The organism is Bradyrhizobium sp. NBAIM03, from assembly GCF_020194055.1.
GTDB lineage: Bacteria > Pseudomonadota > Alphaproteobacteria > Rhizobiales > Xanthobacteraceae > Bradyrhizobium > Bradyrhizobium yuanmingense.
In genome coordinates, this window is record NZ_JADYVS010000048.1 from 1 (window position 1) to 15661 (window position 15661).

Annotated in this window: 13 protein-coding genes; 4 read left to right on the forward strand and 9 right to left on the reverse strand. The window is 65.4% G+C overall.

Translation table 11 applies throughout. The features are described 5' to 3' along the window. Nucleotides 1–115 precede the first annotated feature (115 nt). Nucleotides 116–2215 carry a S9 family peptidase gene (locus I6F21_RS36370; protein WP_225184249.1) on the forward strand — a complete coding sequence of 700 codons (2100 nt, stop codon included), beginning with the start codon at nucleotides 116–118 and terminating at the stop codon, nucleotides 2213–2215. A gap of 167 nt (nucleotides 2216–2382) precedes the next feature. On the opposite strand, the gene I6F21_RS36375 is transcribed toward I6F21_RS36370, so the two are convergent. The 3 genes from I6F21_RS36375 to I6F21_RS36385 all read right to left on the reverse strand — a co-directional run bounded on the left by I6F21_RS36375 (nucleotide 2383) and on the right by I6F21_RS36385 (nucleotide 7422). Beyond that, nucleotides 2383–3102: a ribonuclease activity regulator RraA gene (locus I6F21_RS36375; protein WP_225184250.1), complete on the reverse strand. Its 720-nt coding sequence runs from the start codon at nucleotides 3100–3102 to the stop codon at nucleotides 2383–2385. Between the two features lie 145 nt (nucleotides 3103–3247). Continuing rightward, nucleotides 3248–4981, reverse strand: coding sequence for an L-arabinonate dehydratase (araD, locus tag I6F21_RS36380; RefSeq protein ID WP_225184253.1), 1734 nt, complete (start codon nucleotides 4979–4981; stop codon nucleotides 3248–3250). A 260-nt stretch (nucleotides 4982–5241) separates the two neighbouring features. Beyond that, entirely contained in the window at nucleotides 5242–7422 is a 2181-nt protein-coding gene (locus I6F21_RS36385; RefSeq protein ID WP_225184251.1) for a methyl-accepting chemotaxis protein, read from the reverse strand. 384 nt (nucleotides 7423–7806) lie between these two features. Between I6F21_RS36385 and I6F21_RS36390 the strand changes: the two genes are divergently transcribed. Together I6F21_RS36390 and I6F21_RS36395 are read left to right on the forward strand one after the other, a co-directional pair. Then, a complete protein-coding gene (locus I6F21_RS36390) occupies nucleotides 7807–8226 on the forward strand; it encodes a response regulator (protein ID WP_036015915.1) in 420 nt (139 codons plus the stop codon). Further along, on the forward strand, nucleotides 8204–11806 hold the full coding sequence (locus I6F21_RS36395; RefSeq protein WP_225184252.1) for a PAS domain S-box protein: 3603 nt from the start codon (nucleotides 8204–8206) through the stop codon (nucleotides 11804–11806). Before I6F21_RS36390 ends, I6F21_RS36395 begins: the two co-directional genes overlap by 23 nt. A gap of 174 nt (nucleotides 11807–11980) precedes the next feature. Here the strand turns inward: I6F21_RS36395 and I6F21_RS36400 are convergent, their stop codons facing one another. Next, entirely contained in the window at nucleotides 11981–12616 is a 636-nt protein-coding gene (locus I6F21_RS36400) for a response regulator (RefSeq protein ID WP_026202588.1), read from the reverse strand. A 149-nt stretch (nucleotides 12617–12765) separates the two neighbouring features. On the opposite strand from I6F21_RS36400, the gene I6F21_RS36405 reads away from it, so the two are divergent. After that, nucleotides 12766–13068, forward strand: a complete 303-nt coding sequence (locus I6F21_RS36405; protein ID WP_036015912.1) for a hypothetical protein — start codon at nucleotides 12766–12768, stop codon at nucleotides 13066–13068. A 21-nt stretch (nucleotides 13069–13089) separates the two neighbouring features. Here the strand turns inward: I6F21_RS36405 and I6F21_RS36410 are convergent, their stop codons facing one another. From I6F21_RS36410 to I6F21_RS36430, 5 genes are all read right to left on the reverse strand, one after another. Then, on the reverse strand, nucleotides 13090–13593 hold the full coding sequence (locus I6F21_RS36410) for a response regulator (protein WP_036015910.1): 504 nt from the start codon (nucleotides 13591–13593) through the stop codon (nucleotides 13090–13092). A gap of 141 nt (nucleotides 13594–13734) precedes the next feature. Next, nucleotides 13735–14052: a hypothetical protein gene (locus tag I6F21_RS36415; protein WP_036015908.1), complete on the reverse strand. Its 318-nt coding sequence runs from the start codon at nucleotides 14050–14052 to the stop codon at nucleotides 13735–13737. Between the two features lie 2 nt (nucleotides 14053–14054). Continuing rightward, the gene (locus I6F21_RS36420; RefSeq protein ID WP_109141791.1) at nucleotides 14055–14933 is read right to left on the reverse strand and encodes a protein-glutamate O-methyltransferase CheR; all 879 of its coding nucleotides are present in this window, start codon (nucleotides 14931–14933) and stop codon (nucleotides 14055–14057) included. A 59-nt stretch (nucleotides 14934–14992) separates the two neighbouring features. After that, nucleotides 14993–15379, reverse strand: a complete 387-nt coding sequence (locus tag I6F21_RS36425; protein ID WP_036015905.1) for a response regulator — start codon at nucleotides 15377–15379, stop codon at nucleotides 14993–14995. Nucleotides 15380–15410: 31 nt separating this feature from the next. After that, the coding region (locus I6F21_RS36430; RefSeq protein ID WP_225143741.1) for a chemotaxis protein CheW at nucleotides 15411–15661 on the reverse strand (251 nt) is incomplete at its 5' end.

A 15661-nucleotide genomic window follows, 5' to 3' on the forward strand; every position in this document is an offset into this window, starting at 1 on the left:
GTCGAGGGGCCTGTACCCCCTCACCCGGAATTTGCTCTCGCAAATTCCGACCTCTCCCCGCAGGCGGGGAGAGGTTAAGAAGGCGACGCCGCGACACGTAGTTGATGAGGACCGAGTGACCCAAGCCAAGACGCCTTCGAAGCCCCCCGTCGCCCCGCGCCGGCCGCATTCCTTCACGCGGCACGGCATCACCGTGACCGACGACTATGCCTGGCTGAAGGACGCGAACTGGCAGGAGGTGCTGCGCGATCCCGGCGTGCTCGATCCTGATATCCGCAAATACCTCGACGAGGAGAACACCTACACCGAGAGCCTGCTTGGCCATACCGCGTCCCTGCAGAAGACGCTGGTGCGCGAGATGCGCGGACGGATCAAGGAGGACGATTCCAGCGTGCCGTCGCCAGACGGGGCCTTCGCCTATTTCCGCAGGTTTCGCGAGGGCGGGCAGCACGAGCTGTTCGGGCGCATGCCGCGCGATGGCGGCGAGGGCCAGATCGTGCTCGACGGCGACGCACTCGCCAAGGACCACAAATACTTCAAGTTCGGCGGCAGCCGCCACTCGTACGATCACAAGCTGCAGGCCTGGAGCGCCGATACGAAGGGCTCGGAATATTTTTCGATCCGCGTCCGCGACTGGGCGACGGGAAGGGACCTCGACGATCTCGTCGAGGAGACCGACGGCGGCGTTGTCTGGGCCGCGGACTGCAAGAGCTTCTTCTACGTGAAGCTCGACGACAATCACCGGCCGATGCAGGTGTGGCGGCACAGGCTCGGCACTGGGCAGGCCGACGACACGCTGGTCTATGAGGAGCAGGATGCCGGCTGGTTCACCCACCTGCACGAGAGCACCAGCGGCCGATTCTGTGTGATCGCGGGCGGCGATCACGAGACCTCGGAGCAACGGCTGATCGACCTCGCCAACCCCGACGCCCCGCCGCGCCTTGTCGCTGCGCGCGAGGAGGGCGTGCAATATTCGCTCGCCGACCGCGGCGACGAGCTGTTCATCCTCACCAATGCCGACGATGCCATCGACTTCAAGATCGTCACGGCGCCGCTTCACGCGCCCGAGCGCAAGAACTGGCGCGATCTGATTCCGTATCGGCCCGGCATCTACGTCATCGACCTCGATCTCTATGCCGGCCATCTGGTGCGGCTCGAGCGCGCCAATGCGCTGCCGTCGGTCGTGATCCGCGACCTCAAGACGAACGAGGAGCATGCCATCGCTTTCGACGAGGCCGCCTACTCGCTCGATACGATGGGCTCCTACGAATTCGACACGACGACACTGCGCTTTGCCTATTCGTCGATGACGACGCCGTCGGAAGTCTATGATTACGACATGGTCAAGCGCACGCGCGTCTTGCGCAAGCGGCAGGAGATTCCGTCAGGCCATGACCCGGCCGACTACGTCACGACCCGCATCATGGCGAAATCGTATGACGGCGCCGAGGTGCCGGTCTCGATCCTCTATCGCCGCGGGCTGCAGCTCGACGGCGCGGCGCCGCTGTTGCTCTACGGCTACGGCTCCTATGGCATGGCGATGCCGGCTTCGTTCAGCGCCAACCGCCTGTCGCTGGTCGATCGCGGCTTCGTCTATGCCATCGCCCATATCCGCGGCGGCGCCGACAAGGGCTGGGGCTGGTATCTCGACGGCAAGCGCGAGAAGAAGACGAATTCGTTCGACGATTTCGCCGCCACCGCCCGCGCGCTGATCGACGCAAAATACACCAGCGCCAAGCGCATCATCGGCCATGGCGGCTCGGCCGGCGGCATGCTGATGGGCGCGGTCGCCAACCGCGCCGGCGAATTGTTCGCCGGCATCGTCGCCGAGGTGCCATTCGTCGATGTGCTCAACACCATGCTCGACGACACCTTGCCGCTGACGCCGCCGGAATGGCCGGAATGGGGCAACCCCATCGAGAGCGAGAAGGATTTCCGCACCATCCTCTCCTATTCGCCTTACGACAACGTCGCGGCCAAGGACTATCCGGCGATCCTGGCGATGGGCGGACTTACTGATCCCCGGGTCACCTATTGGGAGCCCGCCAAATGGATCGCGCGCCTGCGCGCCACCATGCGTGGGGGCGGCCCGGTCCTGCTCCGCACCAACATGGGCGCCGGCCACGGTGGCGCCTCGGGGCGCTTCGACCGGCTCGACGAAGTCGCGATCGTGTACGCGTTCGCGCTGTGGGCCGCGGGAATGGCGGAGGCGTGACGTCGTCGCCCGGATAGAGCCTTGTAGGGTGGGCAAAGGCGCAAAGCGCCGTGCCCACCGTCTCTAAACAATTAAGGCGAGGTGGGCACGCTTCGCTTTGCCCACCCTACGGCAGCTCAGATTGCGAGGCCTCCCCCTCTCCCCGCAAGCGGGGAGAGGCCAAAGAATTACCGCCCGTTCTTCTTGCGCCATTCCGCGAAGTCCGTGAGCGTCTGCGGATCTGTCGCGGGATAAAGCCCAAAAATGCCGCGGCCCTTGCCGACTTCCTCGGTGACGAAATCCTCGAACGCGGTCATCTCGAAGGTCTCGTTGGCGATCTCATCTGCCAGATGCGCGGGGATCACGATGACGCCGTCGGCATCGCCGAGGATGACGTCGCCGGGAAACACCGGCGCATCGCCGCAGCCGATCGGCACGTTGATCTCGATCGCCTGATGCAGCGTCAGGTTGGTCGGCGCCGAGGGGCGGTGATGGAAGGCGGGAAAGCCGAGCCTTGAGATCTCGGCGGAGTCGCGAAAGCCGCCGTCGGTGACGACGCCGGCGACGCCGCGCTTCATCAGGCGGGTCACCAGGATCGCGCCGGCCGAAGCCGCGCGAGCATCCTTGCGGCTGTCCATCACCAGCACCGCGCCGGGCGGGCAATCCTCCACCGCCTTGCGCTGGGGATGGGAGCGGTCCCTGAACACGTCGATGGTGTTGAGGTCCTCGCGCGCCGGCATGTAGCGCAGCGTGAAGGCTTCGCCGACCATGGTCGGCTGGTCCGGGCTCAAGGGGCGGACGTCCTGGATCATCTGGATGCGCAGGCCGCGCTTGAAAAGAGCGGTGGCGACGGTGGCGGTGGAGACGGATTTGAGCTTGTTGTGGGTGGCTTCGCTGAGTTTGGTCATTGGTAAGTCTCTCTCATTCGTCATTCCGGGGCGCGCCACTTGGCGCGAGCCCGGAATCCATACTCCCGATCGTGGTTATGGATTCTCAGGTGCGCAATTGCGCACCATAGCCCATCGCTTCGCGATGTCCCGGAATGACAGGTTGCTAATAGATCGACGGCTCGCCGATCGGCGCGCCGAAATCGGTCTCGAGGAAATCGAAATCGCAGCCGTCATTGGCCTGCTTGATGTGCTTGGTGAACATCCAGCCATAGCCGCGCTCGAAGCGACGCTCGGGCTGCTTCCAGGCGGCGCGGCGTTTTGCGAGCTCGGTTTCCGGAACATCGAGATTGATGCTGCGCGCGGCGACGTCGAGCGTGATGCGGTCGCCGTTCTGCACCAGCGCCAGCGGGCCGCCGATATAGGATTCCGGCGAAACGTGCAGGATGCAGGCGCCGTAGCTGGTGCCGCTCATGCGCGCATCCGAGATGCGCACCATGTCGCGCACGCCCTGCTTCACGAGCTTGGTCGGGATCGGCAGCATGCCCCATTCCGGCATGCCCGGCCCGCCCTGCGGCCCGGCATTGCGCAGGATGAGAATGTGATCCTCGGTGACGTCGAGATCGGGATCGTCGACCGCCTTCTTCATCGAGGGATAATCGTCGAACACCAGCGCAAGGCCGGTGTGCTTGAGGAAGCGCGGCGCGCAGGCGGAGGGTTTTATGACGCAGCCGTCGGGCGCGAGATTGCCCTTGAGCACGGCGAGCGCGCCTTCCTTGTAGATGGGATTGTCGATGCCACGGATCACGTCGGCATTGTGGACCTCGGCGCCCTCGATGTTCTCAGCCAAAGTCTTGCCTGTGACCGTGATGCAGTCGAGATGCAGATGCGGCTTGATCTGGCCCATCAGCGCCGGCAGGCCGCCGGCGTAGAAGAAGTCCTCCATCAGGTACGCATCGCCGCTCGGGCGGACGTTGGCGATGACGGGCACCTTGCGGCTGGCCGTCTCGAAATCGTCGAGGCCGATGTCCTGGCCGGCGCGGCGGGCCTGCGCGATCAGATGGATGATGGCGTTGGTGGAGCAGCCCATCGCCATCGCGACCGCAATGGCATTCTCGAACGCTTTGCGGGTCTGGATCACCTTCGGCGTCAGATCCTCCCACACCATCTCGACGATGCGGCGGCCGCATTCGCTGGCCATGCGGATATGGTTGGCGTCCGCGGCGGGGATCGAGGAAGCGCCCGGCAGCGTCATGCCGATCGCTTCCGCAATGGCGGTCATGGTCGAGGCGGTGCCCATGGTCATGCAGGTGCCGTAGCTGCGGGCGATGCCGGCCTCGATGTCGAGCCAGTCCTTGTCGGAGATCTTTCCGGCGCGGCGCTCGTCCCAATATTTCCAGCCGTCGGAGCCGGAACCCAGCGTCTTGCCCTTCCAATTGCCGCGCAGCATCGGGCCTGCCGGCAGATAGATCGCCGGAATGTTCATCGAGGTCGCTCCCAGAAGCAGCGCCGGCGTGGTCTTGTCGCAGCCGCCCATCAGCACCACGCCGTCGACGGGATGGCTGCGGAGCAGCTCCTCGGCGTCCATCGCCAGCAGGTTGCGGTAGAGCATGGTGGTGGGCTTGAGCAGCGATTCCGACAGCGACAGCGCCGGCAGCTCCAGCGGCAGGCCCCCCGCCATCAGGATGCCGCGCTTGACGTCGTCCACGCGCGACTTGAAGTGCATGTGGCAGGGCTGCGCGTCCGACCAGGTGTTGAGGATCGCGATGATCGGACGGTCCTTCCACTCCTCCGGCGCGTAACCCATCTGCATGGCGCGGGAGCGATGGCCGAACGAGCGCAGATCGTCGGGCGCGAACCAACGCGCGCTGCGGAGCTGGTCGGGCGTCTTCTTCTTCATGATGGGGCCCCATTTCTGGATGGTATTCCGCTCGATCACGCGGAAGATCAGGGCTCGACAAAGAGCCGGATGATGATCTCGGTCAAGAGGCCTGTGAAGACTGCAGGTATGCCGAGGAGGGCAAGGGGAGCTTTGGGCGCTGGCGTGCAGCCGCAGCGGGTAGATCGACCGGCTGCGCCGGCTACATCTGCCCTCACCCGGGTGCGGAAGGCGGCCTACGCCGCTCCCGCGACGATCGAATTAGCCGGAGCCATTCCGTTTTAGGCCGCGTTGCGGCCGCTGCGCCGTTCCGGCCCGTGGTAATCGGCATCGCCGCTCTTGCCGCGGTCCATCGGACCGGTGCGCAGCCTGACGAAGAAGGCCTGGACCTCGGCGGCGAGGCGTTCGGCCGCCCCCGCGACGTGGTTCGCGGCACCCATCACCTCGTCGGCCGAGCGATTGGTTTCCGCGATGGCGCCGGAAACGGTGCCGATGCTGGTCGCCAGCGTCTGTGTCCCCGACGCCGCCATCTGGACGTTCTGCGAGATCTCGCGCGTGGCGGCGCCCTGCTCTTCCACGGCGCTTGCGATCGCCGCGGTGACCTCGTCGATCCGGCGCATGGCGGTTGCGACCTCCTTGACGGAGGCAACTGCGCTGCCGGTCGCGTTCTGGATCGCGACAATGTGCTGCGCGATCTCCTGCGTCGCTTTGCGGGTCTGCTCGGCCAGCGCCTTGACCTCGGACGCCACCACGGCAAAACCGCGACCGGCCTCGCCGGCGCGCGCGGCCTCGATGGTGGCGTTGAGCGCCAGGAGGTTGGTCTGGGCCGCGATCGCCTGGATCAGGTCGACCACCGAGCTGATGCTCTGTGCGGCGTGCGCGAGCCCTTCGATCTCACTCTCCGAACGCGCGGTCACCTCGCCCGCGGAGCGCACGGTCGTGTTTGACAGCTCGATCTGGCGGCCGATCTCGACGATGGAGCCCGCGAGCTGCTCGGCCGCCGCGGCGACGGTCTGGACGTTGCCCGCGGTCTGTTCGGAGGCGGTCGCTGCGGACGCGGCCTGGCTCGTCGCATGATTGGCGATGCCGCTGAGGCTCTCTGCGGTCTGCCGCATGGTGCCCGCATTCTCGCCGACCAGCGCGAGCAGGTCGCGCGAGGTCGCGCGAAATTCCTCGACCGCCCCCTCCATGTTGCGGTTGGCCGCTTCGCGTGCCTCCGCCTCGCGCGCTAGGGACGCCGCCGCCCGTTGCTGGGCAATCACATTGTCGCGGAATTTGGCTACCGCCTGCGACACCACGCCGATCTCGTCGCCGCGCTCGGCCGTCCTGAATTCGACGCTGGTGTCGCCGCCGGACAGGCGCGCGGAATCGCCCACCAACTCGATGATCGGACGGGTTATGGAGCGTGCAACCAGGATCGCAATCGTTGCCCCGAGCGCAAGCGCTGCGGCGAGCAGGATCCATTGGAGCAGGAGCAATCTCTCGACTGCGTCGGCCACACTGCGGGCGTCGTCGGCGAGCTTCGATTGTTGATCACTCTTGAGACCGCCCGAGCGCTTGCCATCGGTATCCTTGCGACCGTCGAGCAGGTCGAGGATCCGGGCGGCGCGCGGCGCGGCCTCGGTCGACAGGATGAAGACCGGCATATTCCATTGCGGCGTCTGGCGGATGGCGAAGATCTTCTGCGGCAGCGGTATGAACGCCTCGTTCGCCTTGACGATGGCCCGATAAGCGGTCGCCTGCCGTGCGGTGAGCAGATCGGTCTGGGTACCGACCGACGCAAGCGCGGCCCTGAAGGTCGCCAGCGGCTTTTCGAACTTGTCACGATCGGCCGCCTCGCCCGAGGCAACGTACAGGCGCAATTGAGATCCCGCGGCGGCAAGATTGCCACGCACATCGGCAAACGTCTTGAGCAGGCGCTTGCGCGGCGGCGTCGCCTCCAGCGCCTCTTCCTCGTCGATCATGCCGGTGATCTCGGCGAACATGGCCGAGATCAGCGGCGCGGCTTCCTTCGCCAGCAATTCGCTCGCCGGATAGGCCGAAGGCGTGAAGGCGGCCGCTTCGGCCTTGTCCTGGGCCTTGCGGAATTCCGCCATCAACGTTCTGGCCTCGCTCCAATTGGTCTTGTTCGGGGGGCTGGAAAAGCCCTCTGCCATGCGGTCGACTGCAGCGGCCGTGCGATCCAGCTCGGCCCAGACCGCGGCCCGGTCGCGCTTGCCCTGCGCATCGCCAGTCAGCAGATAGCCGCGCAGCGTCGAAAGCGTGGAATAGAGATTGCCGACGAGCTCCGTGCTCGCGATCGCGACCGGCGCGCGTTGATCCACGACTGTCCTGATCCGCGACGAAATGTCCGACACGGCGGCGACGGTGTAGATGACGGTCGCTGCGAGCAGGCCGCAGATCAACGCGAAGCCGCCGAGCAGCCGGGTGCGAATTCCGGTGTTCGCGATCGATTTGAACATGAGAGATCTCGAACTGATGGCCGGTTGGGGGAACCGGCTTCGTCGGGTAAAGGAATGCCGAAATTGAAATACGCGAGGTACCGAGATGGAACTCGCGGAGATAGTAGTTCGCCCTCTTTAATTCGCGGTGAAGATCGGGTTCCGTACAACTACGGCGAGAAGAATATCTCCTGTCTTTGAAACGACTTATTGCGTTCGGACCGGATCGCATATGCACGCAAGCGTGCGTACCGGCCACAGCGCCTCGTCTGTCGCCACGCCAGGAAGGCATTCGCGGCAAACGCGAGGTGCTTGCAGCGCGGCCAGAATCCGCGCAACAATTTCGCATTTGTTGCTTTGATTTGGGGCCGCTGGAACGCCCAATGCGGCCGGAGGATTTTAGGCGTGGCCAACATCCTGATCGTGGATGACGATCCGGCCGTCCAGTTCACCATCCGGCTGCTGCTGGAACGGGCTGGTCATCACGTGACGGTCGCCGAGGATGGCCGCAAGGGGCTGGCGCTGTTCGAGGCCAGCCGGTTCGACCTGCTGTTTCTCGACATCTTCATGCCCGGTATGGACGGACTGGAGACGATGCGTCACATTCGGATGCTGGCCCCAGCCGTTCCGATCGTCGTCATCTCCGGCCGTTCGATCACGCCGGATGCCTATGCGGAGCCGGACTTCCTGAAGATGGCGACCAAGCTCGGCGCCGTGGCCAGCCTGCAAAAGCCGTTCCGGCCCGATGCACTGCTTGCCGTGGTCGCAGATTGCCTGAAGGCCGACGCGCCAGAGGGGTCCGATGTCCGCTCCGGCCGCCGATGACAAGAACGCCTCTGCTGCAAGCCAAAAATGGCGCAGCGCTGCGGCAGGTCCGGCGAAACTCCCCATGCGAGCAGCAACGACGCTGGCCACGCGGCTGGCCCTCGCGATGATCCTGCTGGTTGCGGTCACCGTGGCCGCAGTCGGATGGTTGGGCTATCGCAACACCACACAGGCCGTCATTCCGCGGGTGCTGGAGCGGGTCGAAGCCCAATCCCGCCTGCTTGCAACCAATCTTGAATCCTACGTTGCCGGCGTACGCGGCGATCTGGTCGGCTATCGCGCCGCAGCGGCAATCAACGGCCTGATCCGCGCTCATGCCGGCGGCGGGATCGATCCGGCGGACGGCGTTTCGGAGCAGACCTGGCGCGAGCGTATCGCGGCGCGGCTCGCGGCCGAGATCGACGCCAAGCCCATCTACGGGCAGTTCAGGATCATTGGCGTCGACGACCAGCGCGAGCTGGTCCACGTCGATCGTTCGGGTCCCAACGGAGCAGCCCGGATCGCTCCGGACAGCGAATTGGAGCGCAAGAGTGGCCGCGCCTACTTCCAGGAAACCATACGGCTCGGGCCCGGCGAGATCTATGTGTCTCCCATCGAGCTCGCGACCCGTCAGGGGGGAACGACGGCGCCTCACGCGCCGACTTTGCGCGTGGCGATGCCGCTGTTTACGGCCGACGACAAGCCGTTCGGCATCATCGTGGCCAATATCGACATGCGCCCGGCACTCGAGCGGGTCCGCGCGGCGACAACCTCGGGCGGAGATATCTACGTCGTGAATGCGCGCGGCGACTATCTCGTCCATCCCGACCGGACGCGGGAGTTCGGGTCATCGCGGGGCCATCCGACCGATTGGCGCAAAGACCTTCCGTTCTTGTCAGAACTGGCCGGCACGTCGGACGTGGCCACGCGGGTCACGACCGACGAGGCGGGCCGGACGAGCGGCGCGGCATTCGTGCCGTTATCGCTTGCGGGCAAGGAATGGGTCGCCATCGTCGCGACTGTTCCCCCGTCCGTGTTCAGCCGCGTGCCGGCCGCCATTCAAAAAACGTCCCTGCTCGTCGGCGTGCTGGCTGTTCTCGCCGCGGCTGCGCTCGCGGTGCTGCTGGCGCGCTCGTTGACCCGCCCGATCGGGCGTCTGACGGAGGCGGTGCAGGCCATCGGCAGCGGACGTCCCGCGGAGATCCCCGTCGATGCTAGCGGCGAGACCGGCGTGCTGGCCCGGGCCTTTGCGCGGATGGTGGAGGAGATGCGCGCGAAAACGGCCGCGCTCGAACGCGAGATCGAGGAGCATCGCCGCACCGAGGCCGCGCGGAGCCATCACGCGGCGCGCGAGAACCTGTTCAGTGCCGCGGTGGAATCGTCCGACGATGCGATCGTCATGCAGACGCTCGATGCCATCATCACCGGCTGGAATCCGGCCGCCGAACGCCTTTACGGCTATACGGCGGAGGAGGCGATCGGCAAGCCCACCTCGATCATCGTCCCGTCCGACCGCCGCGAACAGGGCAAGGACTATCTGCGGCGGATCGCGCGGGGCGAGCCGATCGAACGCTTCGAGACGGTCCGCCTGCGCAAGGACGGCACGCCGGTCGAGATTTCGCTCGGCCTGTCGCCGATCAAGGGACCGTCGGGCGAGATCATCGGCGCGTCCGGAAGCGCGCGCAGCCTGACCGAGGCGCGGCGCGCCGAGCGGGCGCTGCAGCACCAACTCGAGGAGCGGCGTCAGATCTTCGAGACGTCGCAGGATCTGATCATGGTCATGGACGCGCGGGGTCATGTCGCGCAGATCAGCCCGAGCAGCGAGACCATTCTCGGCTATCGGCCGGACGAGATGATCGGCCGCAGCGGCGCCGACTTCATCCATCCCGATCACCTGGAGCAGTCCCGTGCCGAGATGCGGGCGATGCGACACGGCGAGCGCGTCAGGCTGGCCGACACCCGCTGCTACCACAAGAACGGGCACGAGGTCTGGCTGTCCTGGCTCGGCAGTTGGTCCGAGCGCGCCAAGCGCTTCTTCTTCGTCGGGCGCGACATGACGGAAGCGCGGCTCGCGCAGGAATCGCTGCTCGAGAGCGAGCGGCTCGCCCGCAACATCGTCGAGACCTCGCTCGACGCCTTCGTCCAGACCGACGAGACCGGAAGCATCCTGAACTGGAACTCGCAGGCGGAACAGCTGTTCGGCTGGCGCCGCGACGAGGTGCTCGGCAAGAGCACGATCGACCTCATTGTCGCCGAGAGCGAACGTGGCCGGGTCCGAGCCGGCCTGAAACGCTTCCTCGAAGACGAGGGTGGCCGGACGCTGAACCGCCGCCGCGAGCTGATGTGCTGCCGGCGCGACGGCAAGGAATTCAAGGCCGAGTTGAGCGTCACCGCGCTGAAGCGGCGCGAGGGCCTGCTGTTCAACGTCTTCTACCGCGACCTCACCGACAAGATCGCCGCCGAGGAGCGCATCCGCCATGCCGAGAAGATGGAGGCCGTCGGCCAGCTGACCGGCGGCGTGGCGCACGACTTCAACAACATTCTCACCGTCATCACCGGGACCATCGAGATTCTCGCGGAGGCGGTCGCCAAGGAGCCGCAGCTCGCGGCAATCACCAAGATGATCGACGAGGCCGCCGCGCGCGGCGCCGATCTGACCCAGCACCTGCTCGCCTTCGCGCGCAAGCAGCCGCTCCAGCCGCGCGAGATCGACATCAACTCGCTGATCGTCGACACCGCAAAGTTATTGCGTCCGACGCTCGGCGAGCAGATCCAGATCGAATCGGTGTTCGAGGACGAGAATTGCGTCGCCATCGTCGATCCCAACCAGCTCACCACCGCGATCCTCAACCTCGCGCTCAATGCGCGCGACGCCATGCCCGGCGGCGGCAAGCTGATCGTGGAGACTGGCGCCGCCTATCTCGACGAGGTTTATGCCAGCGCCAACGACGTACCGCCGGGGCACTACGTGCTGATCGCCGTGAGCGACACCGGCACCGGAATCCCTGCGCACATGCTGCCACGGGTGTTCGATCCCTTCTTCACCTCGAAGGGACCCGGCAAGGGCACCGGACTCGGGCTTTCGATGGTCTACGGCTTCATCAAGCAGTCCGCAGGTCACATCAAGATCTACAGCGAGGAGGGGCACGGCACCACGATCAAGATGTATCTGCCGCCCGGCAAGACGCCGACGGCGGTCGGCGAGGGCGTGACGCCGGCGACGATCGAGGGCGGACACGAGACGATCCTGGTGGTCGAGGACGACCGGCTGGTGCGCGACTACGTGCTGGCGCAGTTGCATTCGCTGGGTTACGTCACGTTGCAGGCCGCGAACGCCGCGGAGGCGCTCGCGATCGTCGCGGCCGGCAAGCCGTTCGACCTTCTGTTCACCGACGTCATCATGCCAGGCAAGATGAACGGACGGCAGCTTGCGGACGAGCTGATGAAGACGCGCCCGGATCTCAAGGTGGTCTACACGTCAGGCTATACGGAGAACGCGATCATCCATCACGGCCGGCTGGATGCCGGCGTGGTGTTGCTGGCCAAGCCCTATCGCAAATCGGATCTGGCGCGGATCATCCGCAAGGCGTTGAGCGGGTGAAGGCCCGTAGCCCGGATGGAGCGCAGCGCAATCCGGGAACAATCGTGCGCGCGCGAAATCCCGGATTACGCTTGCGCTCCATCCGGGCTACGAAACCGTCGGTGAGGAGAGATGGACCCGGCTCAGCAACGCATCATTGCATGATGCGCTGCTGAGCCGTGGCACGAGACCATGTTACGACGCGCGCTGGGCCGCGGTCATCACGATGCGGATCAGGTCGGCGGCATTGCGCGCGCCGAGCTTCTTCATGATGTTGGCACGGTGGTCCTCGATGGTGCGCGGACTGATGCCGAGCGTGCGGCCAGCCTCCTTGTTGGAGGCGCCGGAGGCGAACTGCTCCAACACCTCGCGCTCCCTGCGCGTCAGCGGCTCGCGGCCGGGGAAATGCAACGAGCCGAATTTCGGCGACGCGTTCTCCGCCTGCCTGCGTGCATAGGCACCGATCGCCTCGTCGAGACGGCCGACGATCTCGCTGCCGCGGAACGGCTTCTCGATGAAGTCGAGCGCGCCGCTCTTGATCGCGCCCACCGCCATCGCGATGTCGCCCTGCCCGGAGATCATGAAGATCGGCGCAGGATAATCCTCGCCGTGCAGCTCCTTCAGGATGTCGAGACCCGACTTCCCGGGAATATTCACGTCGAGCAGGATTGCAGCCGGCGTGCGGTTTCGCGCCACGGAGAGCAGCGCTGCACCGTCCGCAAAACAGATCACTTCATAGCCCGCCGCCTTCAACACCATCGACAAGGTGTCGCGAACGGCAGGGTCGTCATCGACCACGAAGATTTCACCGCGAGAGCTTTGTTCGGCCATGTGCCACATCCGGTTGGCATGAAGGACTCGCGTCCGCGCCATTCGTTATGGCGCTCGGCGCGGATTCGGCCCACCCGTATTTGTACGGGACATGGACTTAACGCACAAGTAGCGGCATGGCGCCTAATTGCATTGGACGGAGAATATCCATGCTAAATTTGGCCGACACGCCGCCTCCTGTCGCAACGTCCGAAGTCGAGAGCCGTGAGCTGATTGCGGCGGACCTTCGTTTACTGATCGCACAGATCGAGACCAGCATGCGCCGGATCGCCGCAGCCATGGATCAAGAACACGGCAGCGATCCGGAAGGTTCCGCAGATGTCGTCTTGCTCGACGACGTCACGCCCCGCTACGCCAGCGCGAGCGCGGCCCTCAATGTCTGCCGGGCGGGCCTCGGCCACGCCCTGCAATGTCTATCGGAATCCGGCAACGCGGCCGGAAGCCGCGTCTGACCGTATGGCGGCTCCGCAAGCTCAGGCGCGGTGCCGTTCCACGATCGCGTCGGTGGCGACACCACCCCAGGTGTGAATCGCCGGCAGGCCCATCGCGGTCTTGCCGAGATTGGCGAGGCTGATGCGCAGCGCCGCGAGATCCAGCGGCTTCGGCAGGCTCTGGAGCTCGATGCCGACCGAACGGGCGAAGCTGCGGGCGGCACTGCGGCGCTTGCCGTCCATGCCGCTGATGACGATCACGGAGCCTGCAAACTTCGCGCTCGCCATCTCGCGCAGCACGTCGACGCCGTCGCCGTCCTCCAGCACGAGATCGAGCGTCACGCAGTCGAAGCGCGCGGCGCGCAGCTTCTCGATCGCGTCCGCCACCGATGGCGCCACAGTGACCTCGTGGCCCGCCTGCTTGGCCGCGACCGTGATCAGGCGGCGCTGCGTGGCGTCGTCATCGACCACCAGGAGCTGAAGTGCACGCCGCTCGGCGCCGTCGGGCAGGTTTGACGAGATCGGGGAAAGAGAACTTCTGGGCATTGCCGTATCCTGGGATTGAGAGCGTCAATGGATACACGGCTCGCGCTGAAGCCGCGTAAAGCTGCCGCGAGCAATTGACTCGGAAACGTTCAGCAAATGTGAAGCAAAGTGCGGGAAAGCGCAGCGACGGCGGCGGCGAGATCAGGCCGCGGCGTCGTGGCCACCGGCCGCACCGCGCTTCTTCCGGTTCTTGCCGCGCAGGAACTGGATGTCCATTTCGGCGCCGTTGACACGGACCAGCTCGCAGCGACGATAGGCGAGACCCGTGGACGACAGCAGCAGGAAGAACTCCTTCAGGTTCAAGCCCTGGATCGAGCCCTCCACCGTGAGAACCGCGTCGGTGTCGGAGATCGCGTTGAGCTTGCAGTCGCGCCGCCAGGTGCCGTCGATGGCCATGATGCAGACATCATAGCCACGGCTGAAGGTCACACGCTCCGCGCCCTTGCCATCCTCGGCCATGATTATCGTCCCGCCATCGCCGCCATGCGCGGCGCCGCACCGGCGAGAACCGGCTTGGCCGCGGCCGCGCGCGGATCATTCGGCTTGTAGAGGCCGCGCCGCTCCGGAATCGGCCGGAACGTGTCGGTCAGTCCAACCACGGTCTCGGCGGCGCCGAGCACCAGGAAGCCGTCGGGCTCGATCTGGCGCGCCAGGCGGTTGAAGATATTGATCTTGGTGTCCTGATCGAAATAGATCAGCACGTTGCGGCAGAAGATGACGTCGAAGGTGCCGAGCTGGGCGAAATCGTGCAGCAGGTTGAGCTGGCGGTGCTGGATCATCGCCCGCAATTCGGGATTGATCTGCCAGGTCTCGCCGGTCTGCCTGAAATATTTCACCAGCATCTGGATCGGCAGGCCGCGCTGCACCTCGAACTGGCTGTAGACGCCGGCCTTGGCCTTCTCCAGCACCTCTTGCGACAGGTCGGTCGCGATGATCTCGACGCGCCAGCCGGTGAGGGCCGCGCCCATCTCCTTCAGGCACATCGCCAGCGAATAGGGCTCCTGCCCGGTCGAGCCGGCGGCACACCAGATGCGCACGCTGCGCTTGGCCGCACGCGCCTTGATGATCTCCGGCATGATGTGGTCGCGGAAATGATCGAACGGGACCTTGTCGCGGAAGAAGAAGGTCTCGTTGGTGGTCATGGCCTCGACCACGTCGGTGATCAGCTGGCGCGAGCCGCCTTGCAGCTTCTGCACGAGTTCGGCGATGCCGGAGAGCCCGGCCTTGCGAGCCAGCGGCAATAGGCGGCTTTCGATCAGATATTGCTTGTCTGCGGACAGGTCGAGACCGGAATTATCCTTCAGGAACTTACGCAGGTACTCATACTCGGTCGGGGTCACGGATGGCCTCTCGAAAGCTGTACTGGAACACTCTGGCCCAAGCGCTTTGGGCCTGACACTCAGACCATGACTTGTCCGACCGGGATCAAACCAACTTCAGCGAACTTGTCGGCGATGATGTCTTTGTCGAAGGGCTTCATGATGTACTCGTTGGCACCGCCGCTGAGCGCCTGAGCGATATGAGCCACGTTGTTCTCAGTGGTGCAGAACACCACTTTCGGCTGGTCGCCGCCTGGCAGGCGGCGCATGTGGCCCATGAACTCGAAGCCGTCCATGACCGGCATGTTCCAGTCGAGCAGCACCGCGTCGGGCAGCTGCCGCTGGCAGATCTCGAGCGCCTTCGAGCCGTCTTCGGCCTCGGTGACCTCGAACTCCAGACCTTCCAGGATCCGGCGCGCGATCTTGCGCACCACGCTGGAATCATCGACCACCAAACACGTCTTCATTTCTGTTCTCCGGCTTCGATGTTTCGTTGGCTCAGGCGGCCATTTGCGTCTTGGTTTCGAGCTCGAGGACGCGGTCGACGTCGAGGACGACCATGAGCTGGCCGTCGAGGCGGTGGACGCCGCCGGCGAGCTTGGCCATGCGGGGGTCGAGGTTGACGGGGTTTTCTTCCTTGCCGTCCTCGGGCAGGCGCAGCACCTCGCCGATCTGGTCGATCAGGAGGCCATAGGATTCGCCGCGTAGGTCGACGCCGACCGCCATCGCGGTCTTGCCGTCCTCGTCCT